The sequence below is a fragment of the Microbacterium sp. NRRL B-14842 genome, from assembly GCF_050470785.1.
In genome coordinates this window covers 1-24,540 of record NZ_JBFLUM010000083.1, presented here as the reverse complement: position 1 = coordinate 24,540, position 24,540 = coordinate 1, and the positions used below count along the sequence as shown (strand labels likewise).

General features: G+C 69.9%; 29 protein-coding genes and 10 pseudogenes. 18 read left to right on the top strand and 21 right to left on the bottom strand.

Features of this window, described 5'->3' with window-relative positions; translation table 11 throughout:
* Nucleotides 1-251: aldehyde dehydrogenase family protein (locus tag AB1285_RS25925; protein ID WP_429978184.1), on the bottom strand; the 251-nt coding region annotated here is incomplete at its 3' end.
* A 943-nt stretch (nucleotides 252-1,194) separates the two neighbouring features.
* On the opposite strand from AB1285_RS25925, the pseudogene AB1285_RS25920 reads away from it, so the two are divergent.
* Nucleotides 1,195-1,781 (top strand): annotated as a pseudogene (locus AB1285_RS25920) (antibiotic biosynthesis monooxygenase).
* Nucleotides 1,782-1,793: 12 nt separating this feature from the next.
* Here the strand turns inward: AB1285_RS25920 and AB1285_RS25915 are convergent.
* From AB1285_RS25915 to AB1285_RS25880, 8 genes and pseudogenes are all read right to left on the bottom strand, one after another.
* Nucleotides 1,794-1,949, bottom strand: coding sequence for a hypothetical protein (locus AB1285_RS25915; protein WP_429978183.1), 156 nt, complete (start codon nucleotides 1,947-1,949; stop codon nucleotides 1,794-1,796).
* Nucleotides 1,928-2,296 (bottom strand): MFS transporter, encoded by a 369-nt coding sequence (locus AB1285_RS25910; protein WP_429978186.1) that lies wholly within the window; start codon nucleotides 2,294-2,296, stop codon nucleotides 1,928-1,930. Before AB1285_RS25910 ends, AB1285_RS25915 begins: the two co-directional genes overlap by 22 nt.
* Nucleotides 2,224-3,279 carry an MFS transporter gene (locus AB1285_RS25905; RefSeq protein ID WP_429978182.1) on the bottom strand — a complete coding sequence of 352 codons (1,056 nt, stop codon included), beginning with the start codon at nucleotides 3,277-3,279 and terminating at the stop codon, nucleotides 2,224-2,226. Before AB1285_RS25905 ends, AB1285_RS25910 begins: the two co-directional genes overlap by 73 nt.
* Before the next feature lie 168 nt (nucleotides 3,280-3,447).
* Nucleotides 3,448-4,580, bottom strand: a pseudogene (locus AB1285_RS25900) (bifunctional 2-methylcitrate synthase/citrate synthase).
* A gap of 2 nt (nucleotides 4,581-4,582) precedes the next feature.
* A pseudogene (prpB, locus tag AB1285_RS25895) lies at nucleotides 4,583-5,485 on the bottom strand (methylisocitrate lyase).
* A gap of 118 nt (nucleotides 5,486-5,603) precedes the next feature.
* Nucleotides 5,604-7,129: pseudogene (locus AB1285_RS25890) on the bottom strand (MmgE/PrpD family protein).
* Nucleotides 7,126-7,791, bottom strand: a complete 666-nt coding sequence (locus AB1285_RS25885; protein WP_187662496.1) for a GntR family transcriptional regulator — start codon at nucleotides 7,789-7,791, stop codon at nucleotides 7,126-7,128. Before AB1285_RS25885 ends, AB1285_RS25890 begins: the two are co-directional and overlap by 4 nt.
* A 195-nt stretch (nucleotides 7,792-7,986) precedes the next feature.
* A complete protein-coding gene (locus AB1285_RS25880) occupies nucleotides 7,987-8,778 on the bottom strand; it encodes an EamA family transporter (protein WP_429978181.1) in 792 nt (263 codons plus the stop codon).
* Nucleotides 8,779-9,330: 552 nt separating this feature from the next.
* Here AB1285_RS25880 and AB1285_RS25875 point away from each other — a divergent pair.
* Together AB1285_RS25875 and AB1285_RS25870 are read left to right on the top strand one after the other, a co-directional pair.
* On the top strand, nucleotides 9,331-9,558 hold the full coding sequence (locus tag AB1285_RS25875; RefSeq protein WP_429978180.1) for a CGNR zinc finger domain-containing protein: 228 nt from the start codon (nucleotides 9,331-9,333) through the stop codon (nucleotides 9,556-9,558).
* Between the two features lie 82 nt (nucleotides 9,559-9,640).
* Nucleotides 9,641-10,313, top strand: a pseudogene (locus tag AB1285_RS25870) (ABC transporter substrate-binding protein); the annotation flags it as partial.
* A gap of 26 nt (nucleotides 10,314-10,339) precedes the next feature.
* On the opposite strand, the gene AB1285_RS25865 reads toward AB1285_RS25870, so the two are convergent.
* Nucleotides 10,340-10,498: a hypothetical protein gene (locus AB1285_RS25865; RefSeq protein WP_429978192.1), complete on the bottom strand. Its 159-nt coding sequence runs from the start codon at nucleotides 10,496-10,498 to the stop codon at nucleotides 10,340-10,342.
* A 23-nt stretch (nucleotides 10,499-10,521) separates the two neighbouring features.
* Between AB1285_RS25865 and AB1285_RS25860 the strand changes: the two genes are divergently transcribed.
* The 13 genes and pseudogenes from AB1285_RS25860 to AB1285_RS25800 form a co-directional block, all read left to right on the top strand.
* Entirely contained in the window at nucleotides 10,522-10,911 is a 390-nt protein-coding gene (locus AB1285_RS25860) for a hypothetical protein (protein WP_429978191.1), read from the top strand.
* A 164-nt stretch (nucleotides 10,912-11,075) separates the two neighbouring features.
* The gene (locus AB1285_RS25855) at nucleotides 11,076-11,582 is read left to right on the top strand and encodes a carbohydrate ABC transporter permease (RefSeq protein ID WP_429978190.1); all 507 of its coding nucleotides are present in this window, start codon (nucleotides 11,076-11,078) and stop codon (nucleotides 11,580-11,582) included.
* Between the two features lie 13 nt (nucleotides 11,583-11,595).
* A pseudogene (locus AB1285_RS25850) lies at nucleotides 11,596-11,751 on the top strand (ABC transporter permease subunit); the annotation flags it as partial.
* Between the two features lie 91 nt (nucleotides 11,752-11,842).
* Nucleotides 11,843-11,989 carry a hypothetical protein gene (locus AB1285_RS25845; RefSeq protein WP_429978189.1) on the top strand — a complete coding sequence of 49 codons (147 nt, stop codon included), beginning with the start codon at nucleotides 11,843-11,845 and terminating at the stop codon, nucleotides 11,987-11,989.
* Entirely contained in the window at nucleotides 11,989-12,207 is a 219-nt protein-coding gene (locus AB1285_RS25840; RefSeq protein ID WP_429978188.1) for a hypothetical protein, read from the top strand. The genes AB1285_RS25845 and AB1285_RS25840 overlap by 1 nt, the downstream gene beginning before the upstream one ends.
* Nucleotides 12,208-12,309: 102 nt before the next feature.
* Nucleotides 12,310-12,606: pseudogene (locus tag AB1285_RS25835) on the top strand (ABC transporter permease subunit); the annotation flags it as partial.
* Between the two features lie 17 nt (nucleotides 12,607-12,623).
* Nucleotides 12,624-12,842: a hypothetical protein gene (locus AB1285_RS25830; RefSeq protein WP_429978187.1), complete on the top strand. Its 219-nt coding sequence runs from the start codon at nucleotides 12,624-12,626 to the stop codon at nucleotides 12,840-12,842.
* 646 nt (nucleotides 12,843-13,488) lie between these two features.
* On the top strand, nucleotides 13,489-14,310 hold the full coding sequence (locus tag AB1285_RS25825; protein ID WP_429978179.1) for a hypothetical protein: 822 nt from the start codon (nucleotides 13,489-13,491) through the stop codon (nucleotides 14,308-14,310).
* Nucleotides 14,307-14,762 (top strand): hypothetical protein, encoded by a 456-nt coding sequence (locus tag AB1285_RS25820; protein ID WP_429978178.1) that lies wholly within the window; start codon nucleotides 14,307-14,309, stop codon nucleotides 14,760-14,762. Before AB1285_RS25825 ends, AB1285_RS25820 begins: the two co-directional genes overlap by 4 nt.
* A gap of 278 nt (nucleotides 14,763-15,040) precedes the next feature.
* Nucleotides 15,041-15,541 (top strand): RraA family protein, encoded by a 501-nt coding sequence (locus AB1285_RS25815; RefSeq protein ID WP_429978185.1) that lies wholly within the window; start codon nucleotides 15,041-15,043, stop codon nucleotides 15,539-15,541.
* A pseudogene (locus tag AB1285_RS25810) lies at nucleotides 15,511-15,759 on the top strand (aldo/keto reductase); the annotation flags it as partial. The gene AB1285_RS25815 and the pseudogene AB1285_RS25810, both read left to right, overlap by 31 nt.
* Nucleotides 15,760-15,857: 98 nt before the next feature.
* Nucleotides 15,858-16,478, top strand: a complete 621-nt coding sequence (locus AB1285_RS25805) for an aldo/keto reductase (RefSeq protein ID WP_429978177.1) — start codon at nucleotides 15,858-15,860, stop codon at nucleotides 16,476-16,478.
* A gap of 343 nt (nucleotides 16,479-16,821) precedes the next feature.
* A pseudogene (locus tag AB1285_RS25800) lies at nucleotides 16,822-17,160 on the top strand (amidohydrolase family protein); the annotation flags it as partial.
* A 302-nt stretch (nucleotides 17,161-17,462) separates the two neighbouring features.
* Here AB1285_RS25800 and AB1285_RS25795 read toward each other — a convergent pair.
* The 8 genes and pseudogenes from AB1285_RS25795 to AB1285_RS25760 all read right to left on the bottom strand — a co-directional run bounded on the left by AB1285_RS25795 (nucleotide 17,463) and on the right by AB1285_RS25760 (nucleotide 21,356).
* Nucleotides 17,463-17,681: an FCD domain-containing protein gene (locus AB1285_RS25795; RefSeq protein ID WP_429978176.1), complete on the bottom strand. Its 219-nt coding sequence runs from the start codon at nucleotides 17,679-17,681 to the stop codon at nucleotides 17,463-17,465.
* The gene (locus AB1285_RS25790) at nucleotides 17,678-18,112 is read right to left on the bottom strand and encodes a GntR family transcriptional regulator (RefSeq protein WP_429978175.1); all 435 of its coding nucleotides are present in this window, start codon (nucleotides 18,110-18,112) and stop codon (nucleotides 17,678-17,680) included. The genes AB1285_RS25795 and AB1285_RS25790 overlap by 4 nt, the downstream gene beginning before the upstream one ends.
* Before the next feature lie 32 nt (nucleotides 18,113-18,144).
* Nucleotides 18,145-18,420: a hypothetical protein gene (locus AB1285_RS25785; RefSeq protein WP_429978174.1), complete on the bottom strand. Its 276-nt coding sequence runs from the start codon at nucleotides 18,418-18,420 to the stop codon at nucleotides 18,145-18,147.
* Nucleotides 18,396-19,523 carry an SGNH/GDSL hydrolase family protein gene (locus AB1285_RS25780; RefSeq protein ID WP_429978173.1) on the bottom strand — a complete coding sequence of 376 codons (1,128 nt, stop codon included), beginning with the start codon at nucleotides 19,521-19,523 and terminating at the stop codon, nucleotides 18,396-18,398. The genes AB1285_RS25785 and AB1285_RS25780 overlap by 25 nt, the downstream gene beginning before the upstream one ends.
* The gene (locus AB1285_RS25775) at nucleotides 19,524-20,015 is read right to left on the bottom strand and encodes a hypothetical protein (RefSeq protein ID WP_429978172.1); all 492 of its coding nucleotides are present in this window, start codon (nucleotides 20,013-20,015) and stop codon (nucleotides 19,524-19,526) included.
* 406 nt (nucleotides 20,016-20,421) lie between these two features.
* A pseudogene (locus AB1285_RS25770) lies at nucleotides 20,422-20,529 on the bottom strand (hypothetical protein); the annotation flags it as partial.
* Nucleotides 20,530-20,922: 393 nt separating this feature from the next.
* On the bottom strand, nucleotides 20,923-21,132 hold the full coding sequence (locus AB1285_RS25765) for a hypothetical protein (protein WP_429978171.1): 210 nt from the start codon (nucleotides 21,130-21,132) through the stop codon (nucleotides 20,923-20,925).
* Nucleotides 21,129-21,356: a hypothetical protein gene (locus tag AB1285_RS25760; RefSeq protein WP_429978170.1), complete on the bottom strand. Its 228-nt coding sequence runs from the start codon at nucleotides 21,354-21,356 to the stop codon at nucleotides 21,129-21,131. Before AB1285_RS25760 ends, AB1285_RS25765 begins: the two co-directional genes overlap by 4 nt.
* Before the next feature lie 34 nt (nucleotides 21,357-21,390).
* Here AB1285_RS25760 and AB1285_RS25755 point away from each other — a divergent pair, with 34 nt between their 5' ends.
* Entirely contained in the window at nucleotides 21,391-21,714 is a 324-nt protein-coding gene (locus tag AB1285_RS25755) for a hypothetical protein (RefSeq protein WP_429978169.1), read from the top strand.
* A gap of 80 nt (nucleotides 21,715-21,794) precedes the next feature.
* Here AB1285_RS25755 and AB1285_RS25750 read toward each other — a convergent pair whose 3' ends face one another.
* The 3 genes from AB1285_RS25750 to AB1285_RS25740 all read right to left on the bottom strand — a co-directional run bounded on the left by AB1285_RS25750 (nucleotide 21,795) and on the right by AB1285_RS25740 (nucleotide 23,413).
* On the bottom strand, nucleotides 21,795-22,403 hold the full coding sequence (locus AB1285_RS25750) for a hypothetical protein (protein ID WP_429978168.1): 609 nt from the start codon (nucleotides 22,401-22,403) through the stop codon (nucleotides 21,795-21,797).
* Nucleotides 22,404-22,613: 210 nt separating this feature from the next.
* Complete coding sequence (locus tag AB1285_RS25745; protein WP_429978167.1) at nucleotides 22,614-22,808, bottom strand: hypothetical protein; 195 nt, start codon at nucleotides 22,806-22,808, stop codon at nucleotides 22,614-22,616.
* 161 nt (nucleotides 22,809-22,969) lie between these two features.
* The gene (locus AB1285_RS25740) at nucleotides 22,970-23,413 is read right to left on the bottom strand and encodes a hypothetical protein (RefSeq protein WP_429978166.1); all 444 of its coding nucleotides are present in this window, start codon (nucleotides 23,411-23,413) and stop codon (nucleotides 22,970-22,972) included.
* 521 nt (nucleotides 23,414-23,934) lie between these two features.
* Between AB1285_RS25740 and AB1285_RS25735 the strand changes: the two genes are divergently transcribed.
* Nucleotides 23,935-24,540: carbohydrate ABC transporter permease (locus AB1285_RS25735; RefSeq protein WP_429978165.1), on the top strand; the 606-nt coding region annotated here is incomplete at its 3' end.

Here is a 24,540-nt window from a genome sequence, read left to right as displayed (position 1 = left end):
AGCGAGGTCATCTCCTGCTGAACGAGGTCGAGGAACCGCAGGAGGACGCGGGCGCGCTTCTGCGGGTTGGTCGCCGCCCACGCGGCCTGGGCCTGCTCGGCGTTCCCGATGACGCGGCGCACCTCCTCCGCGGATGCGAGCGGCACCCGGGCCTGCACGGCTCCGGTGCTCGGGTCGAAGACGTCGGCGAAGCGTCCGTCTTCCGGGGTGACAGGCGTTCCGCCCACGAAGTGCGGGATAGTACGGGTCATTGTGCGACATCCCTCCGTGCCCTCTTTGGCACATCGGCGAGTTTACTCCGACGACCGTGAAAATACGAGGACGTCCTTGTATCTCTTGTCGTCGGGCAGACGAGTGGCCGCACGGCGCCGTTCGCCCCTCGTTCACCCCGCTGGCCACCTGGGCCGATTACAACTGCAGATGCACGGCACAGACTCAGACCGGATCGGGTAGTCGCGTCTCCCGTGCACACGGTGAGCACTCTCGCTCCCGAGACCCCCGCCGAATCGGGTCGGCGGGGGTCTTCTTCTTCCTTCGAACCCAGCCCGACAGCAGCGGTGGGAGCGTGGGGGCATGGGACGACGACACGAGCTTCCGGCCCGCTTCGGGGTGGACTTCGCGGTACGGACGGCGCGGCTGCACGGCGTGAGCCGCGGTCGATTGCGCGGATCCGACCGGACACTTCTTCAGCCACGAGACCGCGGCCTCGATCTGGGGAGGCCCGCTACCGCTCGCCTTCGACGACCGCGGGGGCGTCGCGACGGCGGACGACCTCGCCCTCCACGTCAGCGCGTCCGGCGGGATCCCGTTCCCTCGCGCCCGCGGCGTGACCGGACACCGCACGCTGTCCAGCCTCACCTCGATCCGTTATCGGGACGGCCTCCGGTGACCTCCCCCGCCGCGACCTGGGTCTCCCTCGGCACGCTGCCGCTCGCGGACCTGGTGGCGCTCGGCGACTACTTCTGCCGACGCTGGAGGCCGGGGGTCGGGCGGCCGGATGTCGCGTGGCAGCCCTGGGCGACGATCGATGAGCTGCGGGAGATGCTGGCGGCATCCGGCCCGGATCTGGAGCCAATCGCGCGACTCGAAGGAGAACTAGAATCGACCAGGCGCCGCGACCCTGGCGCCGTCGCCCCGCGTCCGCACCCTGACGCCGCTCACCCCGAGGACCGCACCATGTCCGCATCCGCCCCTGTGTCCGAACCCGTCACCGTCTCCATCCGCCGCGAGGTCGATCCGGAGCGCATCGCCGAGGCGACCGCGTGGGTGCAGACCGGAGTGAACCTCGCGACGAAGTACCCGGGCTTCCTCGGCTCCGGCTGGGTCCGTGCCGGCGAGGACTCGCAGGTCTGGCACATGCTCTACCGCTTCGCGAGCGAGACGCGCTCACCGCGTGGGAGCAGTCCGGGGAACGCGCCTGGTGGCTGTCGATGGGCCAGGGCTTCGTCCGCAGCGAGAGGTCCAAGCGCCGCTCGGGCATCGAGGGCTGGTTCGACGAGCCGTCCACCCGGCTCCATCCCCGTCGTCGACCCGGACGGCACGACGAGCACCGTGACCGTCGCCCCGGCGCCGCCGCGGTGGAAGCAGGCCGTCTCGATCTGGCTCGGCTTCTTCCCCGTGAACCTCGCGTTCACCTACGCCATGAGCCCGGGTGCCGGGATGGGACGTCGTTCCGCTGTGGCTCCGCGTGCTCATCACCACCCTCGTGCTCACAGCCGATCATGACGTACTGGGTGCTGCCGTTCGTCACGCGCTCCCTGCGGAACTGGCTCGCCCGCTAGCGAACCGCCTTCTCAGGAGCCGGACTCCGACCCCGGGGTGACGCCCTTCTTCGCCGGTTCCACGAGCGACAGCGGATCGGCGATGTCCTCCAGTGACTTCCCGGCCGCACTGACGCCGAAGACACCGCACACGACACCGCCGAACATCATGATCGCCGCGCCGAGCACGTACCCCAGAACAGCGGGACCGCGGTCGCCGACTCCGCGCTCGCGCCGATCAGCGCGCCGTAGAGAACCGGGGCGACCGCGCCGACGAGCTGCCCGATGGAGAACACGTAGGAGATCACCTGGCTGCGCAGCTCGAGTGGGAAGATCTCGCTCACGGTCAGGTACGCGGCGGACGCACCGGCCGAGGCGAAGAAAAACGACGCGCACCAGAACGCCGTGTGCGTGCCCGCGTTCAGCACACCCGCGTTGAAGAGGAAGGCGCTGACGAGCAGGATCAGACCCGCGAGCACATAGGTGCCGAACAGCATCCGCCGACGGCCCCACGTGTCGAAGAAGTGGCCGAGGATGAGGGCGCCCGCGAGGTTGCCGACCGCGAAGACGATGAGTACTGCGATGCGGACGCCGGCGGGGTGTCGTAGAAGTTCTCCAGCACGAGCGCGTAGGTGAAGAAGATCGCGTTGTAGAGGAAGGACTGCGTCACCATCATCGTGATGCCGACGAGGGTGCGCCGCGGGTACTTCTTGAACAGCACCTTCGCTATCACGAGGAGCGGGACGCTGCCGTACTCCTTGACCGTGATGGCCTTGCTCTCGTCCACGGGCTCGATCGACTTGCCCTCCTTGCGGATGCCCTCCTCGATCTCGTCGACGTTGCGCTCGGCCTCCTCCTCGCGGCCGTGCGTCATCTGCCAGCGGGGGCTCTCCGGGATGTGCCGCCGCAGCCAGATGATGAGGATGCCGAGGATCGGACCGACGAAGAAGCTCAGCCGCCAGCCGATGTCGGCGGGGAGGAGGTCGGTGTTGAGGAAGAACATGTTGGCCACGGCGCCGAGCGCCGCACCGCCCCAGTAGGTGCCGTTGATGGCGATGTCGACGCGGCCGCGGTACTTCGCGGGGATGATCTCGTCGATGGCCGAGTTGATGGCCGCGTACTCGCCGCCGATGCCCGCGCCGGCGACGAAGCGCCAGATGTAGAAGAACCAGGGGGCGAACGCGAGACCGGCGACGGCCGATCCGACGAGGTACACCCCGAGCGAGAGCAGGAAGAGGTTCTTGCGGCCGAGGCGGTCGGCGAGGCGGCCGAACACGAGGGCGCCGAACACCTGGCCGAGCAGGTAGCAGGTGCCGGCGAGGCCGACCTCGGCGGGACCCATCCCCAGCGTCTGCGCGTAGCCGTTGGCCGCGACGATCTGCACCTCGAGGCCGTCGAGGATCCAGGAGAACCCGAGTCCGACGACGATCATCCAGTGGAAGCGCGACCAGGGGAGCCGGTCCATGCGCGCGGGGACGAGCGACCGGACCTCCTTGACGGTGACGTCGGACGCGGACATGGGGCCCTCCTTCTCGCGGGACATGCTTTCGTCCCGGATCCGGTTTACTCCTCCCCGAAATCCGCCGCATCCGCTTGACCCGGGGGCCGTCGGCACGCTACTGCTCCGAATCGCGCGAATGGCTCATCCGCGGTGAGATGGAGCCATTCAGGCGATTCGAACGGAGGGTCAGCCGGCCACGTGCCGCTCGTCGGGGCCGTCGTAGTGGGACAGCGACGATCAGGGCGTTCGCGCCGGCCTGCTCGATGACGTGGGCCGTCCATCCCGTCACCCGCGCCGCGACGAACAGCGGCGTGAAGGTGAGCGTGTCGAAGCCGATGAGGCTGTACGCGGGCCGGACGGGTAGTCGAGGTTCGGGTGGATGCCCTTGCGCTCGACGAACTGCGACTCCAGCGCGTCGTACAGCTCGGCGACGTCCTCCCGGCCGTAGTGCGCGACGAGGGTGTCGAGCGCGGGCCTTCATGGTCGGCACCCGTGAGTCGCCGTTCTTGTAGACGCGGTGTCCGAAGCCCATGATCTTGCGCCTTCTCCGCGAGAGCCTTGTCGAGCCAGGTCTCGACGGCGTCCGCCGATCCGATCTCCTTGAAGATGTGCAGCACGGCCTCGTTCGCCCCGCCGTGCAGCGGGCCCTTGAGCGCACCGATGGCCCGACCACAGCCGAGTAGATGTCGCTGAGGGTCGAGGTGATGACCCGGGCGGTGAAGGTCGAGGCGTTGAAGGAGTGCTCGGCGTAGAGGATCATCGACCGGTTGAAGGCGTCGACCACGACGTCGTCGGCCTCTTCCCCGAACGTCATCCAGAGGAAGTTCGCCGAGTAGTCGAGGTCGTCGCGCGGAGGGATGAGCTCCTGGCCACGACGGCGACGCTGACCGTAGGCGACGATGGCCGGCAGCGGCCGCGAACAGGCGGATGCTGCGCGCCAGGTTCTGCTCCGGGCTGCCACCGGCGTCGAGCACCGAGCCGCCGGCCTCGGGGTCCGATGCGCCGATCAGGCTGACCGCGGTGCGCACCTCGTCCATCGGATGCGCCTCGAGCGGCACGAGATCGATCGCGGCCTTGACGTTGTCGGCCAGGGCGCGGTGCTTGCGCTCCTCCAGCCGGAACGCGGCGAGCTCGTCGCCCGTCGGCAGCTCCCCGTTCCACAGCAGTACGCCACCGCCTCGAAGGACTGCGTGTCTGCGAGCTCCTGCACGGGATAGCCGCGGTAGAGCAGGCTGTTCGTCTCGGGGTTGACCTTTCGAGATCGCGGTCGTGTCGACGACGACGCCCGCGAGGCCCTTCTTGATGTCCGGCTCGGTCATGGTCACTCCTTCGTAACGGTGAAGTTGAAGACGCCGGAGTCGAAACGGTTGTACGACTCGTAGTCGATCAGCTCGTAGAGGTCGGCGCGGTGCTGCATCTCGCCGAGCTTCGAGGTCAGGTGCCCCTCGTCGTCGTTCAGCGTATCGAGCGCACGGCCCGCGGCCCCCATCGAGATGCGCAGCAGCGACCACCGGCCAGATCACCATCCGCACCCCGGCGTCGCGGAGACTGTCGACGGAGAACAGCTCGCTCTTGCCGAACTCGGTCATGTTCGCAGGATCGGCACGTCCAGCGCCGCGGCCATGGCCTCGAACTCGCCGATCGTGCGCATCGCCTCGGGAAGATCGCATCGGCTCCCGCGTCGACGAGCGCCTGGGCCCGTCGATCGCGGCGTCCAGCCCCTCGATCGCCCGGATGTCGGTGCGCGCCATGATCAGGAAGTTCTCGTCACGGCGGGCGTCGGCGGCTGCGCGGATGCGCTTGATCGCGGTGTCCTCGTCGACCACGGCCTTGCCGTCGAGGTGTCCGCAGCGTTTCGGGTTGATCTGGTCCTCGATGTGAGTGCCGGCGAGACCGGCGTCCTCGAGCTCCTGGATCGTGCGGGCGACGTTCATCGGCTCGCCGAAACCGGTGTCGGCGTCGACGATCGCGGGGAGGTCGGTCATCCGGGCGATCTGCTTCGCGCGCCCGGCGACCTCGGTGAGCGTGGTGAGGCCGATGTCGGGCAGGCCGAGGTCGGCGGCGAGCACGGCGCCCGAGATGTAGACACCCTCGAACCCCTTCTGCTCGATCAGTCGGCGCTCAGGGGGTTGAACGCGCCGGGGAAGCGCAGCAGCTCCCCGGAGGCGAGCCGTTCCCGGAACAGGCGCCGCTTCTCGGCCGGCGTCGTGGTGGAGTACAGCATCAGTTGCTCCCCTTCGATCGGTGTTCACAACTCAGGAGACCGGCGGGGGAGAGAGCCGTGTAGGCGGTCGGCCGACGCGTTCCGCGCCGATTCTCCTGAGTTATGAACGGCGTGGGCATCAGAACAGACCGGCGGGCGCCGCGGCGTCGTCGAGCAGACCCGGCTTCGCGACGATCGAGAGCTCGGCGACCTCGGCGGCCGTGAGCTCGGGCAGGCGCTGCACGAGCTCCAGGAACCGCTCGATCTCAGCGGCCTCGAGCACGGGCTCCGCGAGCAGGCGGAACTTGGCGATGTAGTTCTCCCGTGCGAACGGTCGGGCACCGAGCGGGTGGGCGTCGGCGACGGCGATCTCGTCGACCACGGTCGAGCCGTCGGTGAGGCGGACCTCGACGCGACCGCCGAAGGCCTTCTCGTCCGGGTCCTCCGAGTGGTAGCGGCGGGTCCATTCCGCGTCCTCGGCCGTGGTGATCTTGTGCCACAGCGCGACGGTGTCGGCACGGCCTGCGCGCTCCGGCGTGTAGGAGTCGACGTGGTGCCAGCCGCCGTCCTGCAGCGCCACCGCGAAGATGTACGGGATGGAGTGGTCGAGGGTCTCGCGGGAGGCCGTCGGGTCGTACTTCTGCGGGTCGTTCGCACCCGAGCCGATCACGTAGTGCGTGTGGTGGCTGGTGTGCAGCACGATCGAGGCGATGTTCGCGGGGTCGCGGAGCGCCGGGTTCGCCGTGCCGAGCTTGCGGGCAAGGTCGATCCACGCCTGCGCCTGATACTCCGCGGAGTGCTCCTTCGTGTACGAGTCGAGGATCGCGCGCTTGGGTTCGCCCGCAGCGGGCAGCGGCACCTCGTAGGCGGCGTCCTTGCCGTCGAGCATCCAGGCGATCACGCCGTCCTCACCTTCGTAGATCGGCGCGGGGCTGGTCTGTCCGCGCATCGCCCGGTCGACCGCCTCGACGGCCATCTTCCCGGCGAAGGCCGGGGCGTGCGCCTTCCACGTGGAGATCTCGCCCTTGCGGCTCTGCCGGGTGGCGGTCGTGGTGTGCAGCGCCTGGCCGACCGCCTGGTAGATCGTGTCGACGTCGAGGCCGAGGAGGGTGCCGATGCCGGCGGCGGCGGACGGGCCGAGGTGCGCGACGTGGTCGATCTTGTGCTTGTGCAGGCAGATCGCGCGCACCAGGTCCATCTGGATCTCGTAGCCGGTGGCGATGCCGCGCACGAGCGCGCTGCCGTCCTTGCCGGTGTGCTGCGCGACCGCGAGGATCGGCGGGATGTTGTCGCCCGGGTGCGAGTACTCCGCGGCGAGGAACGTGTCGTGGTAGTCGAGCTCGCGCACGGCCACGCCGTTCGCCCAGGCCGCCCACTCCGGGCTGGTGCGGCGGTCGAGCGGTGTTCCGAAGAGGTTGGCGCCGGCACCACCGTGGACACGGGGTGGCTGAACGCCTGCGCGCGGGCTGCGACGATCGGCGCACGGGTGAGGGAGGCCGCGGCGACGGACGCGTTGTCGATGATGCGGTTGATGATCATGTCGACGACGGGCTGCTCGACCTCGACCTGGTCGACCGCGACCTCGGCGATCTTCCAGGCGAGCTGGTCCTCGCGGACGAGGTTCTCGGAGCTGGCGTGCACGCGGACGTGGTGGGTGACGGTCATGAGTGTCCTTCGCTGTCGGGGAGGGAGTCGAGGATGCCGGTGAGCGCGTTGTGCAGGTGCACGTGCGTGGCATGGGCGGCGAGGTCGCCGTCGCGGGCGGCGAGCGCCTCGGCGATCGTGCGGTGCTCGGCCGCGGAGGCGGCGAGCCGCGCGGGCTTGTCACGGGCCATGCGCCGCACGCGCACGAGGTGGGTGCGGACGGTGCGCAGCGCCGCGGCGATGTAGTCGTTGGCGACGGCGTCGTCGAGGGCCGCATCGAACCGCGCGATCAGCGCGTAGTAGGCGTCGCGGCCCTCCGCCCTGGTGAGGTCCACGTGCGCGAACTCCGCGGCGAGCGCGGCGAACCGGTCGGCGTCGCCCCGGACGGCCGCGAGGCGGGCGGAGGTCTCCTCCAGCGCGCGGCGGATCTCGAACAGGGACCGGATGTCGTCGGCGTCGAGGTCGGCGACCACGGTGACGCGGGGCGACTGCTGCACGACCAGGCCGTCGGCGGCCAGACGACGCAGCGCCTCCCGCAGCGGCGTCCGGCTCACGCCGAGGCGCTCGGCCTGCTCCACCTCGCCGAGCACGAAACCGGCCGGCAGCTCCCCGGACTGGATGCCGTCCAGGAGCGCCGCATAGGCGCGATCACCCATGGACGTGCGCTCGACCGGGAGAACCATATCGCCAGTGTATACATAAATGGCCCCCAGCAGGCCACCTATCTTGTTCAGAGCGGTGCATTCGTATACATAGTCTCCGCCCAGCCGTTCCCCCATCCGGGCACAGCTTCGGAGATCGCCGCGGACACGCCGCACGGCGGGGCCGGGGGCGGCGTGTCGGCCCTGGAGTCCGAAGTCGTGCCCGCGGGACGCCGCTCAGGCGGCGGGGCGGGGCTCGCCGAGCTTCACCACGACCACACCGGCGAGCACGAGCACGCCACCGACGGCCTGCAGCGGACCGGGGAGCTGGCCGAGCAGAAGCCAGCCGAAGAGGAGGGCGGCCACGACCTCGGCGAGCGCGACGAACGAGGCGAGCCGCGAGCCGAGCATCCGTGTCGAGACGATGCCGAGCACGTACGCGAGGGCCGTCGCGATCACGCCGATCGCGAGGACCGGCACGAACCACGGCACCGCGCCGAAGCGGTAGCCGACGTCGGAGGTCGTCCACGCGAAGGGCAGCACCCCGACGAGCGCGGCGAGACTCAGGCCGACGGCGCCGAGCAGCAACCCGCTCCCCGCGAGCGCGATCGGCGGGATGCCGGTGTCGGCCCGGGCGGACAGCACGAAGTAGCTCGCGGCCCCCACCATCGCACCGAGCGCCCAGAGGACACCGACGACATTCACCTGCGCGCCGGTGACGATGTCGAGCATGAGGACGAGCCCGACGAAGGCGATGCCGGCACCGAGGACGCTGGGCCGCGTGGGACGCTCTCCCCGACGCAGCCAGAGCCAGACGAGCACCGCGACCGGGGCGGTGTACTCGATGAGCAGAGCGATCCCGACGTCCATCACCGCGACCGCCTGGAAGTAGCAGAGCTGGGTGGCTGCGACGGCGAGCAGGCCGTAGGCGGCGACCATCCCCGCGTTCTGCCGGAGCGCACGCCACCGTCCCCGCAGCGCGAGAAGAGTGGGGACGAGCAGCACGAGCGCCGCGACCCACACCCGCACGGTGACGGCGGCACCTGGCGTCCACCCCGCGTCGATGAGTCCGCGCGCCCAGGCCCCCGGAGGAACCGAACGCGAAAGCGGCGGCGATCGCGAGCGGGAGCCCGAGCCGCACGCCGGCCCGGGTCCGGACGGCGTCATCAGCCACAGTGCTCATGGGAGATGACGCTACGCGGACGGGAGTAAGCTGTCAACATGGTCTTCACCGATGACACCGAGGACGCACTCCGAGCCGCGGTCTGGCTCGCGAAACTCGGCGGAAGAGCCGGACACCCTCGTGGATATCGACGACGAGAAGACCTTCCTCCAGGTGTTCCCGTACACGGGGACGGGTCGACAGGGACGCGGTGGAGCTCGACGACCTCCGCGCTCTGCGCCCGCGGCTCCGTGCCATGCTGCTGGCTCCGCGCGACGAGATGGCCGCGCACGTGAACGCCGCTCTCGCGGAGGTGCGTCTGACCCCGCGGCTCGTCCGTCACGACGAGCTGGACTGGCACCTGCACGGCCTCGCCGATGAGCGCCCGCTGGCCGAACGCGTGCTCGTGGAGACGGGCGATGGCTCTGATCGACGTCATCCGCACGGACGAAGGCTCTCGCCTCACCGTCTGCGCGGACGAGACCTGCCAGGCGATCGCGCTCGACCTCTCCCGCAACCGCTCCAAACGGTACTGCTCCACGAGCTGCGCCAACCGCAACGCCGTGGCGGCCTATCGCGCCGGCGCGCCGCCGGCTGACCCCGTCGCCCGCCACGCTCGGAGGCCGCCCTCTCCGAGCGAGATCTGATGCTGCCCGCTCTTCACAAACGATTATCGATTAGTGTAATGTCGCGAGCGGCCCTCCCTCATGCATCAGGAAAGGATCAACGATGATCAAGGCCCGAGTCCTCCCCCTCGCCGGCATCGCGGCGGTATCCGCCCTCGCCATCGCCGGCTGCTCGACCACCGCCGGTGACGACGGCGGCGATGCCGGCGGCGACGTCACCGTCCGCATGCTCGTGAACGTCACCCCGAACCTGACCGAGGAGTTCTGGAACGACCTCGTCGCCCCGTTCGAGGACGCCAACCCGAACATCGACGTCGTCATCCAGAACCCGGGCGCCGAGGGGGTCGAAGCCGCCGTGCCGCGTCTGCTGGCCGCCGGTGACGCTCCCGACGTCGTGCAGTCCATCGCCCCCGACGACCAAGCTCGCTCCCGAGCTCGTCGACCTCTCGCAGTACGAATGGGCGTCGTCCGGTCCGCTCGCCGACCAGTACTCGATCGACGGCAAGAACTACATGGCCGGCATCGGCGTGCAGCTGCAGAGCCTCTTCTTCTACAACAAGACCGCCTTCGAGGAGGCCGGGATCACGGAGCTGCCGACGACCGTCGACGAGCTCACGGACGCCCTCGGGAAACTCAAGGACGCAGGGTGGACCCCCGTCCAGACCGGCGGCGACTGGATGACCAGCCACACGCTGCAGGCGCTCGGACTGCCGACCATCATCGCCGACGACCCGGAGTGGTTCCAGGACATCTCGGCGGGCGACGTCACGTTCAGCGAGACCTACGGCGACGCGGTCGAGACCTACGCGGACTGGGTGTCCGAGGGGTACATCCCCGGCGACGCCCTGGGCATCAAGTACCCGATGCCGAGCAGGCCTTCCTCTCCGGCAAGGACCGCGGTGTACTCGATGGGCAGCTGGTTCGCCGGCACCCAGGCGAAGGCGACGGACTCGGCAGACATCGGCGTCTTCCGCGCCCCCCGCGATGAGCGCCGACGAGCAGCCCGCGATGGGCGCCAACATCGCCAGTCCCTACTCGATCCTCAAGGCGAGCAAGAACCAGGATGCCGCGGCGAAGCTCATCGAGTTCCTCACCACCGACCAGACCGCCGTGAGCGACCAGCTCGCTGTCGACGGCAACTTCCGCGACGGCTACGAGTACGACATGACGCCGCTCGGCGAGGAGCTGCTGCAGATCGTCGCCGACACCCCCGCCGAGGCCTACACGCCCACCGGCGGTGGCTACGGCGAGCGCACCCTCCCCGACGGCTACGCGGGCGAGATCAACACCCAGACCCAGGCCCTCCTCGGCGGCGCGCCCGCCGACCAGGTGCTGCAGGCCATGGACGACTGGTTCGCCGCGAACGCCGGCTGACCCTCGAGGAGCCGGGGACGCACCGTCCCGGCTCCTCCCCGGCGCTGCTCCAGCGCCCTCCCCGCTTACGCGCCACCGAGAACGAGAGTGCCGCCATGACCCCGCCCACCACAACCGCGCCACCCCCGGCCGCGGCCACCTCCCCGACAGGACCATCGACGCCGATGAGCTCGACCCCCGCCCCGCGCCGCCGCACCGCGCTGCAGCAGTGGCGGAACCGGATCCCCGGCATCCTCATGGGAGGCCCGGCCGTCGCCGTGTTCCTGGCGATGTTCGTCATCCCGATGATCCTCGCGGCGGTGCTCAGCTTCACCGACTGGAACGGGTACAGCCTCAATTTCACCTTCGTCGGCTGGGACAACTACATCAAGGCGTTCCGCAGCCCGCGCTCGATACAGGCCGCGATCTTCACGGGCATCATCGCCGTGGTCGGCACGATCCTCTGCAACGCCATCGGCCTCGCGATCGCCGCCCTCATCTCCGGGCCCGGCCGCTCGAACACGATCCTGCGGACGGTCTTCTTCTACCCGTACGTGATCAGCGCCCTCATCATCGGCTTCCTGTGGTCGGCGATGCTCTCCCCCACCGGCGCCGTCAACGGTCTGCTCAGCACGCTCGCCTCCCGGCCATGCCGTTCCTCACGGACCCGACCTTCGCCAAGGCGAGCGTGATCTTCACGATCGTGTGGTCGCACTTCGGCTTCAATATGATCCTGTTCTCGCCGGCATCAAGTCGGTCCCGGCGGAGTACTACGAGGCGGCGACGGTGGACGGCGCCACGCGGTGGCAGCAGTTCCGCTCCATCACGCTGCCGCTCATCGCCCCCGTCTTCACCGTGAACCTCGTGCTCACGCTCGTCGGGCTCCTCAAGGCGTATGACGTGGTGCTGTCGCTCACCGACGGCGGGGCCTGCCGGCTCGACGCAGACCATCGTGTACCAGATCCTCAAGGACTCCTTCGCGAACTCGGCCCTCGCTTCGGGCGCCGCGCAGTCCATGATCCTCCTCATCGTCACCGCGGTCGTCGGCCTCGCCGTCACCCTTGTGCGACGCCGCGCCGAGCAGAAGGCGACCGACTGATGAAGCAGACCCGCAACCGCCCGGCCCTCGCCGTCAGCGCGATCCGGTGGATCGTCCTCGGCGTCGTCGCGATCACGATGCTGATCCCGATGTACACGATGCTGATCAACGCGTTCAAACCGCAGGCCGACATCATCGAGAACCCCCTGCTGATCACTCCGCAGATGTTCACGTTCGACTACCTGTGGCCGCGATCACGAGCAGCAAGTTCAACGTGATCGCCGCGTACGGCATCACGCTGCTGTTCGTCGTGCTCGTGAACCTGTGCTGCATCGCCCTCGCCGCGCCCGTCGCTACGTCATCGCCCGCGGGCGGTCGAAGTGGCACCTGGGACTGCTGCTGCTCTTCGTCTCCGGCTCTTCATCCCCGGTCAGGTGACGCTGATCCCCGTCGTCTTCGTGCTGCGGGTGCTCGGGCTCATCAACACGATCCCCGGGTTCATCCTCTTCGAGACGGCGGCGACCCTGCCGGTGACGATCTTCCTGTTCACGGCCTACCTCCGCAGCGTGCCGCGTGACATCGACGAGGCGGCGTCCCTGGACGGCGCCGGGCCCATCCGCGCGTTCTGGGCGTGCATCTTCCCGATCATGAAGCCCGTCGTCGCGACGGTCGTGGTGCTCAACTCGATCGGCGTGTGGAACGACTTCGTGAGTCCGCAGATCATCCTCGGGCCGAGCTCCCGGGATCTACAACGGTCACCACCGGCGTCTACGCGGCGGTCGGACAGTTCTCGACCGACTACACCCAGGTGTTCCCGACCCTCCTGCTTGCCGTGCTGCCCGCGATGGTGTTCTTCATCGTGATGCAGCGCCACATCATCGGCGGCCTGGTCGCCGGAGCGACGAAGGGATGACCGTGCCGGAGACCCCGCTCACCCGTCCGTTGCGCACGATCCCGGCCTGGGCCGTGCTGCAGCGCCGGCTCTTCGCCGAGGTCGAGGAGGCCCCGCCGCCTCTTCCGCGACCGCTACACGCTGCCGGACGGCCGCCTCCGCGGCGTCGCCGAGTTCATCGACCGCGACGGCGTGGACGACCTGTACGAGCCCTTCTTCAACTGGCCCGCGTTCTACCTGCTCGGTGCTCCGACGAGGTGCTCGCCGACGCCAAGCGGCACTGGGAGGGCGTGACCGTGCAGCTCGCCGAGGCGGGCATGCTCACCGAGGAGTACGACAACGGCTACGACTGGTTTCCATCAGGGCGAGTCGCTGCTGTTCCTCGCCGGCATCTGCGCCGCCGACCCGGCCGACTCCGCGTTCGCCGCGCGCGCCGCCCGGTTCGCGGCCCTCTTCACCGACCCCGCACAGGGCAACTACGACGCCGAGCGCAACATGATCCGCTCGCCGCACAACGGCGCTCTGGGTGCGCGCGAGGGTCTCGACGAGAAGATCGTGCCGTACACGGCCGACCGGGACGAGATGCGCCCTTACGGTCTGCCGCTGCACGGCCCTGGACGGCATCGTCTCCTGGGACGACCTCGCCGACCCCGCCCACGCCCAGCGGATGGCGGAGGAGATGCAGCGCCGCGCGGCGGGCGACATCGCCGTGAACCTCGCCGCGACCTCCCTCGCCGCGAACCGTTGGCTCTACGACGGTGACGAGGAGGCGGCCGCGTGGATCCGCCGGTACGTCGACGGCTGGCGCGCGCGGGCGGACGGCGGGCTGCTCCCCGACAACGTCGGCCCGGACGGCACCGTCGGCTCCCTCCACGACGGCCGCTGGTGGGGCGGGCACTACGGCTGGGCCTGGCCGCACGGGCTGCACTCGGTCGGCATGAGCGCCCTGATCGGTGCCCTCAACCACGCGCTCGTCACAGGCGACGACGCCGCCCCTCGACCTCGTGCGCACGATGCTCGACACCGTGCTCGCCGAGGCGCGCACGGGCAGCGTCGCGGAGTCCACCTACAGTCTGCGCGGCGGATGGATGGCCCGGCTCGGTGCCGCCGCCCACCGAGCCGGGACTGCTCGTCCCGTACCGTCACGGCGCGGACGGCTGGTTCGACTACGGTCCGCTGCAACTCGACCTCCCCCTGTGGCTCTGGTGGTGGTCGCGACGGGCGTCTGACCGGGAGCGGCTGGAGACGGCGATCGCCGGTCTCCCCGACTCCACCGACCTCGTCGCGCCGTTCCGCGACAAGGAGGAGGGCGGGCCACGAGGCCGGCTGGTTCGCGTATCTCTCCGGCGACCTTCCGGACTACCCGGTGCGGGCATTGGAGATGGCGCTCGGCCAGGTGGCGCGCCGTGCCGCGATGATGCTCGCCGACGACCGCGACCCCCGACGCCGCGCACCTGCACTTCTGGCAGCGCGTGAAACCCCGTCGTGACCGAGGTGCTGACCCAGCTCGTCAGCGGGGCTCCACAGGTGCTCTACAACGGCGGACTCGGTTTCACGGCTCTGCGCTACGAGGATGTGGACCGCGCGCGACCCGGGCTCCCGGAGGACGTCGCCGCGCTCGTGCACCGCCTCGACGACCACGGCATCGGCGTGCAGCTCGTGAACGCCTCCGCCGTGCACACCCGCACCGTGCGGCTGCGCGGCGGGCGCTTCGGGCTCGACCGGATCGTCCAGGTGACCGCCACCGGGGAGGAGCCCGGCTTTCTGGCCCGGCGCCTCGGGCACCTACACGGCCCCGGACGCCCCGCTCGTCACCACGACGTCGACGTGGACGACGACCTCGTGGTGACCTTGCCCCCGGCGCACAGCGCCGACCTCGACCTGACCATCGCGCGTGCGACCGGCTCGCCGCGCCACCTGTTCCCTGAAGGAGACGCATGAGCGCCGATCTGATCCGACCCGACTTCGCCCTGCCCGTGCGGGGTGGGGCCTACGAGCGCCCTCGCGCGAGGTGGTCGACTCCTTCGACGCGATCTCCTCCGCCACCGCGTGCGCCAAGCTGCACGGGCTCGGGATCCGCCGCAGCTACATCGACGGGCCGGAGCCGCTGAGCCTCGGTCAGCGCGTGGTCGGCTCGGCGCTGACGCTGCAGTTCATGCCGCAGCGCGAGGACATGGCCCTCCGGCGACGGTCAGGAGTACGCCGAGCGGCACACCGCCCTGTGGCACGTGCTCGAGGCCGTGCAGCCCGGCGACGTGCTGGTGATCCAGGCCTACGGCAGCCGCTTCTCCGGGTGCATCGGCGACATCCTGGCGCGTTACTTCGCACGCAAGGGCGGGGCGGGGATCGTCGTGGACGGCCGCATCCGCGACGCCGGCCGCATCCGCGAGCTCGGCATCCCGGTGTGGTCGACGGGCACGACCCCGCACTACGCCTCGCAGTCGGAGCTCGTGCCGTGGGCGTACGACGTGCCGGTCGCGGTGGGCGGTGCGCTGTGCATGCCGGGCGACCTCGTGGTCGCCGACGACGACGCCCCGTCGTGGTGCCGCAGGCGATGGCGCCGCAGGTCGTGGACGACGCGCGCGATCATGAGGAGTGGGAGGTGTTCAGCCGCCGCCGCCTCGACGAGGGCGCGCGCCCTGAGCGACTACTACCCGCTGACCCCCGACAGCCGCGAGGAGTACGAGGCATGGCGTTCCGTCCAGAGCTCCGTCCGCTGAACCCCGACGTCGCCGCGCGCGACGACGTCGGACTCGGTTGCGCGCCGATCGGCAACCTCTTCGCCCCCGTGGCGGACGCCGACGCGGTGGCCACCGTGCATGCGGCGCTCGCCCGGGACGTGCGGTTCTTCGACACCGCGCCCCTGTACGGGTCGGGTGAGAGCGAACGGAAGCTCGGCCTCGCCCTCCGCGACGTCCCGCGCGACGACTACGTGATCGCGACGAGGTCGGCGGGTGCTCGTCGATGCGGACGGCCGGCCGGTCTCGGGAGCCGCGAGCGGGGCACGACTCCGTCGTCGATCTCAGCAGGGACGGCGTGCGGAGGAGCCTCGACGGCAGCCTCGCCCGGCTGGGCGCCGATCGCGTGGACGTGCTCCACCTGCACGACCCCCTGGACGTGGAGGCGGCGTTCGCGACAGCACTCCCGGCGCTCGTCGAGCTGCGCGACGAAGGGGTGGTGCGCGCGATCAGTGTGGGCCTCGGCCGCCTCGACCCCCTGGAGCGCTACGTCGCCGAGGCGCCGCTCGACGTGGTGATGGAGGCCGGACGACTCACTCTGCTCGACCGCAACCGCCCTGGACCGGCTGCTGCCGACCGCGGCGGCCCGTGGCATCGGGGTGCTCGCGGCCGCGGGTGTTCAACCTCCGCATCCTCGTCGACCCCGGTCGGCTCGCCGTTCTTCGAGTACAAGCCCGCACCCCCGGAGCTCCGGGAGCGGGCGCTGCGGTTGCAGGCCGTGTCCGCGACGTACGGCGTGCGGCTCGCCGACGCCGCGGTGCAGTTCCCGCTGCGGCACGGTGCGGACGCCGTGGTCGTCGGGGCTCGGACGCCCCGCGGAGGTGGACGCGTTCGTGGACGGCCTCGATGCCGAGCTGCCCGCCGCGCTGTGGGACGCCCTCGACGCGGAGGCCGCGTGACCGCGCGGCGCAGGATCTGACGTGCGGATCGTCGACGCCCACGTGCACGTCTGGGATGCGATGCCTTGCCGATCCCTGGTTCCGCGGACGACCTCGGCCTTCCCCGCCACGCCGCGGCCACAGACCTCGGGCGGGAGCTGACGGACGCCGGCGTCTCCTCCGCCATCGCCGTGCAAGCAGCGGACTCGGTGGCCGAGGCGGAATGGCTGACGGCGACGGCCGCCCGGGACCCGTACCTGCGGCGCGTGGTGCTGCAGTACACCCCCGCGCCGGGACGGGCCGCCGGCGCCACCGCAGTCGCGTTCTCTCCCGCCGTGGTCGGCGTGCGCGCCGCGGTGCCGCAGTACGCCGCTGACCTGTCCGATGTGGACGGCCTCGACGCCCTCGCCGACCACCTGGGCGCGACCGCCCGCACCCTCGAACTGCTCATCCGCCCGGAGCAGCTTCCCGCCGCGGCCGCCCTCTCCCGACGGCACCCCGGCACCCGCGATCGTCCTCTGCCACCTCGGCCTCGGAGCACGGACGGCCGATGCCGCATGGCTCTCCGCCCTCGCCGAGGCCGCGTCGGCTCCGGGAGTGTCGGCGAAGGTCTCCGGGCTCGACCTCGCGGCGCGCGGGGCGGACGAGTCGCAGGAACTGCTGCGCTCCGCATTCACCCTCTTCGGCGCGGACCGGCTGATGTTCGGCAGCGACTGGCCGATGTCCACGCGGACCACAACCTACGCGGAGGTGCTCGCCGCGACCCGGCGGGCCCTTCCTCCCCTGTCCCATCCGAAGCTCGAGCATTCTGGTCCGGCACCGCCGACCGCCTCTCCCCCTTCACGGCCTAGCCCCCCGTCGCAGATCCTCACCGCGTCGCAGGGACTCTGGTCACCCGTGCGACCTCGGTGCGAAACTGCGACCCCGCGCAGGGACTCCGCAGCCCCGTCGCGGATCCTCACCGTGTCGCAGGGGCTCCGGCCAGCCGTGCGACCCCGGTGCGAAACTGCGAACTCGCGCGGGGGTCAGTCGAGGAGGGTGCCGGCGGCGTGGGCGCGGAACAGGGAGGACGCGGCCTCTTCGTCACCGGCGTCCAGCGTGTCGAGCAGGCCCTTGTGCCAGTCCGCGACCTCGTGCCAGTCCCCCGTGAAGGTGGGGTCGCCGAGCACGTGCATGACGCGCAGGCTCGGCTCCAGGAGGTCCCACATGCGGGGGAGGTACACGTTGCCGCTGGCCTCGATCACCGCACGGTGGAAGGTGAAGTCGAGCTCGCGGAACCGGCGAGGTCCTCCGCCTCGGCCGCCTCGTGCATCTGTGCGATGAGGCCGACGAGCTCGGCCCGGCGAGCCGGGTCGAGCGCTCCGCAGGCCAGCCGTCCGGCCAGCCCCTCCAGCTCGACGCGGGCGACCTTGGCCTGCGCCGCCTCCTCCGCGGAGTAGCTCGCGACGAAGTTGCCCTGATGCCGCACGTGCGACACGAGACCCTCGTGGGCGAGCCGCTTGAGGGCGTCGCGCACGGGCGCCTGGCTCACCTGCATCTGCCGGGCGAGCTGCGACTCCACGAGCTGCTCGCCGGGAGCCAGCGTGGAGTCCTTGATCATCGCCTTGATGAGCGCGTAGATCTGATCAGACAGCAGTCCGCGCTGCAGTCCGGCCGTGCCGAGAGCATCCGTCATGACCATCAGTCTACGTCCATTATCGACTATCGCTAATGGATGCGGCCGTGCGCCAGGCATCCGCGATGAGGGCGGATCCGCGGGGCGTCGGGTGCACCCCCGTCCGGCGCGAGCTCGACGACCGGATGCTCCTCCGCGGCCGCCGTGAAGACATCGTGCAGGGGCACGAACGCCGCCCCGTGTTCCGCGGCGAGAGCCCGCACCGCCGCCCGTTTCCCGTCGAGGTCGTCGAGCCACGCGCGCTGTTCCTCCGTCACCGGGAGGAAGTACGGCTCCATGAGGATCAGCCGCGGGGCGTGCGTCGCCACCGCTCGGGCGAGGAGGTCGCCGAGCGTCGCTTCGAAGTCCTCGGCCGGGTCGGGTCGTCGCTGTCGAAGCGTCGCCACATGTCGTTCACGCCGACGTACACGGTCAGCAGCTCCGGAGCGGTCGGCGTCAGCTCCGCGTCCCACCGGGCGGCGAGGTCGCGGGCGCGGTCCCCGGCGATCCCGAGGTTGCGGACCGTGGCTCCCGCCGCCTGCAGCTCGGGCGCGAGGAGCGACACGTAGCCGTCGCCGAAGGACCCGGGGTCGGAGCGATCGCGCCCCGCGTCGGTGATCGAGTCTCCGATGAAGGTCACCCGCATCGTGGCACGTCCTGTTCGTCGTTCTTGAGCTTGGGTCGCACCGAGATCGGGAGCTCGACGCTCGCGCCAGCGTACGTCACGGTGAGCGTGTGGTGCGGGCGCACCTTGCTGCTGTCGAAGCCGCTGACCATGTCCGCCGTCACCTGCTGCGTGGTGCGGGAGCCGTCGCTCCAGTCCACCCCCAGCAGCATGCCGGTCACGTCGAGCTCCTCGCCGCGCACGTAGCGGGTCTTCGGGTCGGCCTCGGGGGCCCAGCAGATGCCGGTCACCGTCGCGGGCGGTGGCGTCGGCCGCACGGCCAGGGTGTTCGTCTTGCCGTAGTGGTAGACGTTGAAGAAGCCGTCGGCAACCGATGCGGAGGTTCTCCCTGGCGTCGACCATGTTCCACACGGTCACGTCGTCCACCCGGAGCACGATGCGGGTGCCACCGTCCTCGGCGACGGCCCCGAACTCGATGCGGTGCGTGGAGCCCGGCTCGATGACCGTGTTGGGGATGCTGTCGAGCATGGTCTGCCCCGGGGTCCAGCTCTGGAACTCGATCACGTCCTCCTTGATCACCGCGAGGTAGCCGGTGTTGGAGTTCTGCCAGGCGGGGAGCCCGGTCTGATCGGAGCGCGCCTGGAAGCCGTACCAGCCGCCATCGAAGGCGCCGAACTCCGCCTCGAACTGCAGCAGGGTGTCGCCGAAGCGCTCGGCCTCGTAGCCGTGCACGCCCTGGCCGCTGATCACGACGCCGGTGTCGTCCACGGCGATGTGGTCGGACTGACTCCAGTTCGCCCCCGTCATTCAGCTGGCCGTCGAGGCGGGTGGTCGGGTACTCGGCATCGTCCACCGTGACGGTGACCGTGTCGCTGAGGCTCGGGTCGGCGACCGAGGTCGCGGTGATCGTCGCGGTTCCAGCCGTGACCCCCGCGATCCGGCCGCCGGAGACCGTGGCGACCTCCGGGCATCGGTCGTCCAGGTGACCCGGGCGTCGCTGGCGTCCTCCGGGGCGACCGTGGGCCGCGACCGACCGCCGCTCCCCACGGTCAGCCCCACGGCGTCGGCGTCCAGGCTCACGCCCGTGACCGGCACACCGGAGAGCGAGAACCCGACGTCGTCGAAGTCGAGCGAGGCGTAGTTCTCCACGTAGAACCCGACCCGACCGGCCTTGCCGGGCCCGGGGTCGGCGCCTTCCAGCGCGATCGCCCCGTTCACGGAGATCCGGATCTGCCCGTCCTGCACCGCGATGCGGACGTGCGACGTCTCCCCGGGGGTCAGGCCCTGCGCCGCCGGCACGACCTTCTCGGCGACGACCTTCCAGGCGTCGTCGAAGATCGTCCAGGTCGGACCGGCCGCGGCCTGACGGAAGCGGATGTAGCCGCCGCCCCTTGCCGTTGCGGTCGTAGACGATCAGTCCCGCGTTGGCGGGGGTCGTCGCCGGGGCCGTGACGTCGAAGTCGAGCACGAACTCCGTGAAGTCCCGCGGCAGGATGCTGTTGGCGCCCTTGAGGATGCGGTACACCTTGTCGCCCGATGCATCCACTGAATGGAGCGGTTCGGGGTCGGTCGGCCAGCCGTTCGCCCCCGACTCGAAGTCGGTGAAGTGCAGCACGCCGTCGCCCTCCTCGACGATCACCTCGATGGTCGCGGTCTTGGTGGCATCGGCCTTCGCCGTCGCCGTGACCGTGGTCGTGCCGGGGCCCATGCCGAGCACCACGCCCTTGTCGTTCACGGTGGCGACGGCGGCATCGGCCGAGGCGTAGGTCACCGCGGCGTCGTCGGCGTTCCACGGCAGCGGCACGGCGCGCACGCGCACCTCGTCGCCCGCGTCGATCGTGAGCGTGTCGCTGTCGAACGCGATGCCCTCGAGCGGGACGGTCTGCGGCTGCTGCGTCTGCCCGATCGTGCCGTCGACCCCGATCTCGCCGAAGGCGATGGACTCGAAGCCCGGGATCTGGTCGAACACGGCGGCATCGGCCTTCAGCGTGTAGTCGCCGTTCGCGGCGTCCACGAAGCCGGGGGTCGGCGTCGGCCACCCAGTTGTCCTCGTAGTTCAAGAGGTTCTTCCCGTCCTTCGCGCCGTGTTCGTTGACGCCGGCCATCCGGGCCCGGTTCGGGTTCCACACGACGTTCTCGGCGAAGGTGCTGTGGTTCGGGAAGTAGTGGTCGTCCTCGAAGAAGTGCGCGAGCTCGGGATACTTGGTCAGGTACGGCGTGCCCACGAAGTCGTTGTTGTCGGCGAACCACCTTCTCCCAGGGCCGGCATGTAGTCGCGGTCGACGACGTTGCCCTCCTGGTCGCCCATCCACTGCTCGTAGTTGTCGTACGGGGCGTAGGCGTCGACGAAGACGTTGTTGCGTGCCTCGATGTAGTCGGCCGAGCCGCTCTTGATCGCGCCGTTGCCCATGTTCACGAACACGTTCTTCTCGATCGTGAGGTCCCACGTGAAGTTGTCGGCGTAGATGCCTCGACGCCCGCCATGCCGACGCCGATGTCGTGGAAGTAGTTCTCACGGAACACGTGGCCGCGCTGCTGCGGGGTCTTACCGGAGTTCATGTAGATCGCACCGAGGTCGTGGAACTGCTTGCAGACGTCGTACACCTCGTTGCGCTCGAACAGGTGGTCGTTGCCGTGCACGATGATCCCGGGATGTGGGGCGTCGTGGATCTCGTTGTCCCTGGCGATGTTGCCCGACGCCGTCGAACATCACGCCGGGGTTGTAGGCCTTGTGGTAGTAGGCGAAGTCGGCGATCTCGGAGTTCTCGACCCGGTTGCGGCCGGGTTCGAGCGTCGTCTTGTCACCGCCCTGGAGCACCACGCCGACGCCGCCCACGTGCGTGAGCCGGCTGTCGGTGACGGCGTGGTCGCGGCCGCCGCGGTTCACCGGGATGCCGTCGTAGGTGTAGCGCCCCGGCGAGTTGATGAGCACGCCGCCGTCGGTGAAGTTGCGGATGTCGCTGTGCGAGATCGTGACGTGCGAGCCGCCCGAGGATGACCGCGGCCGTCGCGCGTCCGTACTCCATCACGAGGTCGTCGAAGTTCACGTAGGAGGCCCCGTCGGCGCGCAGCATCGGCTCATCGAGCGTGGTGACCGTCACGGCGCCGCGGCCGGACGTGAAGGCCGCGTTCGGGATGAGGTACAGCTTCCCGGCGTCGCGGTCGATGTAGTACTCGCCGGGGGCGTCGAGCTCCTCCAGCAGGTTCTGCGCGAAGTGGAAGTCGGGGGAACCAGCTCTTCATGATCCCGGACATCTCGCCGTAGCGGAGGGTGATGGTCTTCGCCTCGGTGTCGATGCTCTCGACCTTGTTGTACGACCACTCCCAGCTGTAGCCGAAGATGCCGTCCAGCCAGACGTCCTCGGCCTGCGTCCAGTGCTTCGGGCGGTCGTAGCCGTAGCTGAACGTGCCGCCGCGCTCCTGCAGGTCGGCGTCGTTGCGGTCCGGCCCGGCGTCGATGATGTCGCCCATCTGCACGGTCGGGGTGGCCGCGTCGGCGTTGGGCCAGCGCGCGAGGGTCATGCCCTGGCCGTCGATGAACAGCTCCATGGGCGGGGTGGTGCTGACGTCGTTGGCCTTCCAGTAGCCGTGGCGGCTGAGCTGGCCGTAGTCGGTGATGCCGAGGTCGGCGAGGTCGATCCCGACGACACGGTCGCGGGCAGCTGGGTCGATGATGCGGTCGGTCACCGCCGCGTCGTCGACCGCGGCGAACTGGTCGCGCGGCAGCTCGCGACCGCCGGTGAGGGTGGCAGTCTCCCCCGGGTACGAGCGGTAGGTGATGGGGGCGTCGGCAGTGCCCGAGTCCTGCGCGCCGATCTCGAACGACGCCGAGCGGGGGTACGTGCCCCTCCCGGAGGTACACCGTGAGGCCGTCGTTCGGGAGCGCGGAATCCGCCTTCAGCGCGCGGATCCGGTCGCGGGCGCCTTCCAGCGTCGCGAGGGGTCGTCGATCGTGCCGGAGGCCGCGTCGTCACCTCCCGGCGCGAGGTAGAGGGCGTCATCGTCCGCGGCCGCAGCCGCCGACGGGACCGCCGCAGCGAGGGCGGATCCGAACACCGCCGCCAGGGTCAGGCTTGCCAGTACACGCTTCATCGCGTCTCCGAACTGTCGCTTCCCGCACGGCCGATGCGCGCGGCGCCGCGGGAGCGGCTGCTCCGACCGTAGCCAATCGATAATCGACTAGCAAGGATCGATACTGATCGTTTCAAATCGTCGATGTGTCAGAACGCCCCGCCCCACACTGAGCAGTACGCCTAGTGATCCCGAGCCGCGAGGAGGGAGGTCGGGATGTGCCCGACCGCGAGGACGACCGCGGCGAGCGCGATCCACGGGTTCTGCAACCACGCCGCTGTGCCGAGGAAGGCGGCCACCGGCGCGAGAGCCATCGGCACCGGGATGCCGAAGACGGTGTCGAACAGCGCCGACCCGGGCCGGCCGCGACGCAGGTAGCGGATCCAGAGGGCCCCGTACGCGAGCACCGCCAGCGCCACCGGCACCGCCCACCCCCACGCGATTGCGCCGGTCGCCGTGATCGCCGGGACCGTCATGCAGAGCGCCTGCCTGCCCTCTCGAACACGAGGAGCACACGGGGCACCGCCGGGCTCTCGAGCTTCGGCCCTCGGCGGGAAGGGGATCAGCAGCAGGTTCGGGAGGAAGATCGCGAGACTCACCGCCAGGCCGAGCAGTGAGAACCCCATGTCGTGATCGTACCGAGGGCGCCCTCCGGTGAATCAGTTCACAAAGCAAACATTTTCCACCACTTTCTGACTATTGCGCTCTCCAGTTGACGTCGCTGTAATCTGCCGGAAATACTGAGGAAGCCCGAGACCGCACCGCGTGAGTGCGGACACATCACCCCAGGCCAAGGATGACCTAGATGACAGAACAGACCATTTCCTCACAGATAGGAACAGGTCGCCGGCCCCGTCGCCTCTCGGACGGGATGTTCGCGCTCCTCCTCACGGCTCCCGGCCTCGCGCTCCTCGCCGCCGTCGTCGTGTACCCGCTGATCACGGCCTCATCACCGCGTTCTACAAGCAGAGCCTCGTCGAACCAGCCGCGAGTTCGTCGGCTTCCAGAACATCGTCGACGTGCTCACCGGCGAGTTCTTCCCCCTCCTCACCCAGACCCTCGTCTTCACCCTCGGCACGACCATCGCGCCGTTCGTGATCGGCTTCGCCTCGCCCTCGCCCTGAACACGCGCATCCGCGGCGCCAAAGTGCTCCGCGGCCTCATGCTCATCCCGTGGCTGATCCCCGGCGTGGTCGTGTCGTTCCTGTGGATGTGGATCTTCAACGCCAACTACGGCGTGCTCAACGCCGCGCTCGAGACCGTCGGCCTCATCGACTCCCCGCAGGCGTGGCTCGCGAACCCCACCACCGCCATGATCGCCGTGATCGTCGCGAAGACCTGGCAGTCGTTCCCCTGGATGATGGTCATGCTCCTCGCCGGCCTGCAGACCGTGCCGATCGAGCTGCACGAGGCCGCCGAGATCGACGGCGCCGGCACCATCCGCCGCTTCTTCTCCATCACGGTCCCGCAGATGAGCGGCATCATCGGCCTCGTGATCCTGCTGGAGTTCATCTGGAACTTCCAGCACTTCGACATCATCTACGTCCTCACCGGCGGCGGTCCCGCCGGCTCCACCCAGACGTTCGCGACCCGCCGTGTACGAGACCGCGTTCGACGGCTTCGACCTCGGCCACGCCGGGGCGATCGGCCTGCTCTGGATGATCCTGCTGATGGCGCTCGTCGTCGTCTACGTCCGCCTGTCCGAGAAGGGAGAGAAGCGATGACCGCCGTGCTGACCGAGGAGACGGTGGCC

Bases quoted from the DNA above. Each gene is read 5' to 3' on its own strand.
- AB1285_RS25905 (WP_429978182.1), bottom strand. From the start codon at position 3,279: ATGTCCGCGTCCGACGTCACCGTCAAGGAGGTCCGGTCGCTCGTCCCC.
- AB1285_RS25885 (WP_187662496.1), bottom strand. From the start codon at position 7,791: ATGGTTCTCCCGGTCGAGCGCACGTCCATGGGTGATCGCGCCTATGCG.
- AB1285_RS25875 (WP_429978180.1), top strand. From the start codon at position 9,331: ATGGCTCTGATCGACGTCATCCGCACGGACGAAGGCTCTCGCCTCACC.
- AB1285_RS25865 (WP_429978192.1), bottom strand. From the start codon at position 10,498: ATGTCTGCCGAGTCCGTCGCCTTCGCCTGGGTGCCGGCGAACCAGCTG.
- AB1285_RS25860 (WP_429978191.1), top strand. From the start codon at position 10,522: ATGAGCGCCGACGAGCAGCCCGCGATGGGCGCCAACATCGCCAGTCCC.
- AB1285_RS25855 (WP_429978190.1), top strand. From the start codon at position 11,076: ATGAGCTCGACCCCCGCCCCGCGCCGCCGCACCGCGCTGCAGCAGTGG.
- AB1285_RS25840 (WP_429978188.1), top strand. From the start codon at position 11,989: ATGAAGCAGACCCGCAACCGCCCGGCCCTCGCCGTCAGCGCGATCCGG.
- AB1285_RS25825 (WP_429978179.1), top strand. From the start codon at position 13,489: ATGGCGGAGGAGATGCAGCGCCGCGCGGCGGGCGACATCGCCGTGAAC.
- AB1285_RS25790 (WP_429978175.1), bottom strand. From the start codon at position 18,112: ATGACGGATGCTCTCGGCACGGCCGGACTGCAGCGCGGACTGCTGTCT.
- AB1285_RS25780 (WP_429978173.1), bottom strand. From the start codon at position 19,523: ATGACGGGGGCGAACTGGAGTCAGTCCGACCACATCGCCGTGGACGAC.
- AB1285_RS25745 (WP_429978167.1), bottom strand. From the start codon at position 22,808: ATGAAGCGTGTACTGGCAAGCCTGACCCTGGCGGCGGTGTTCGGATCC.
- AB1285_RS25740 (WP_429978166.1), bottom strand. From the start codon at position 23,413: ATGGGGTTCTCACTGCTCGGCCTGGCGGTGAGTCTCGCGATCTTCCTC.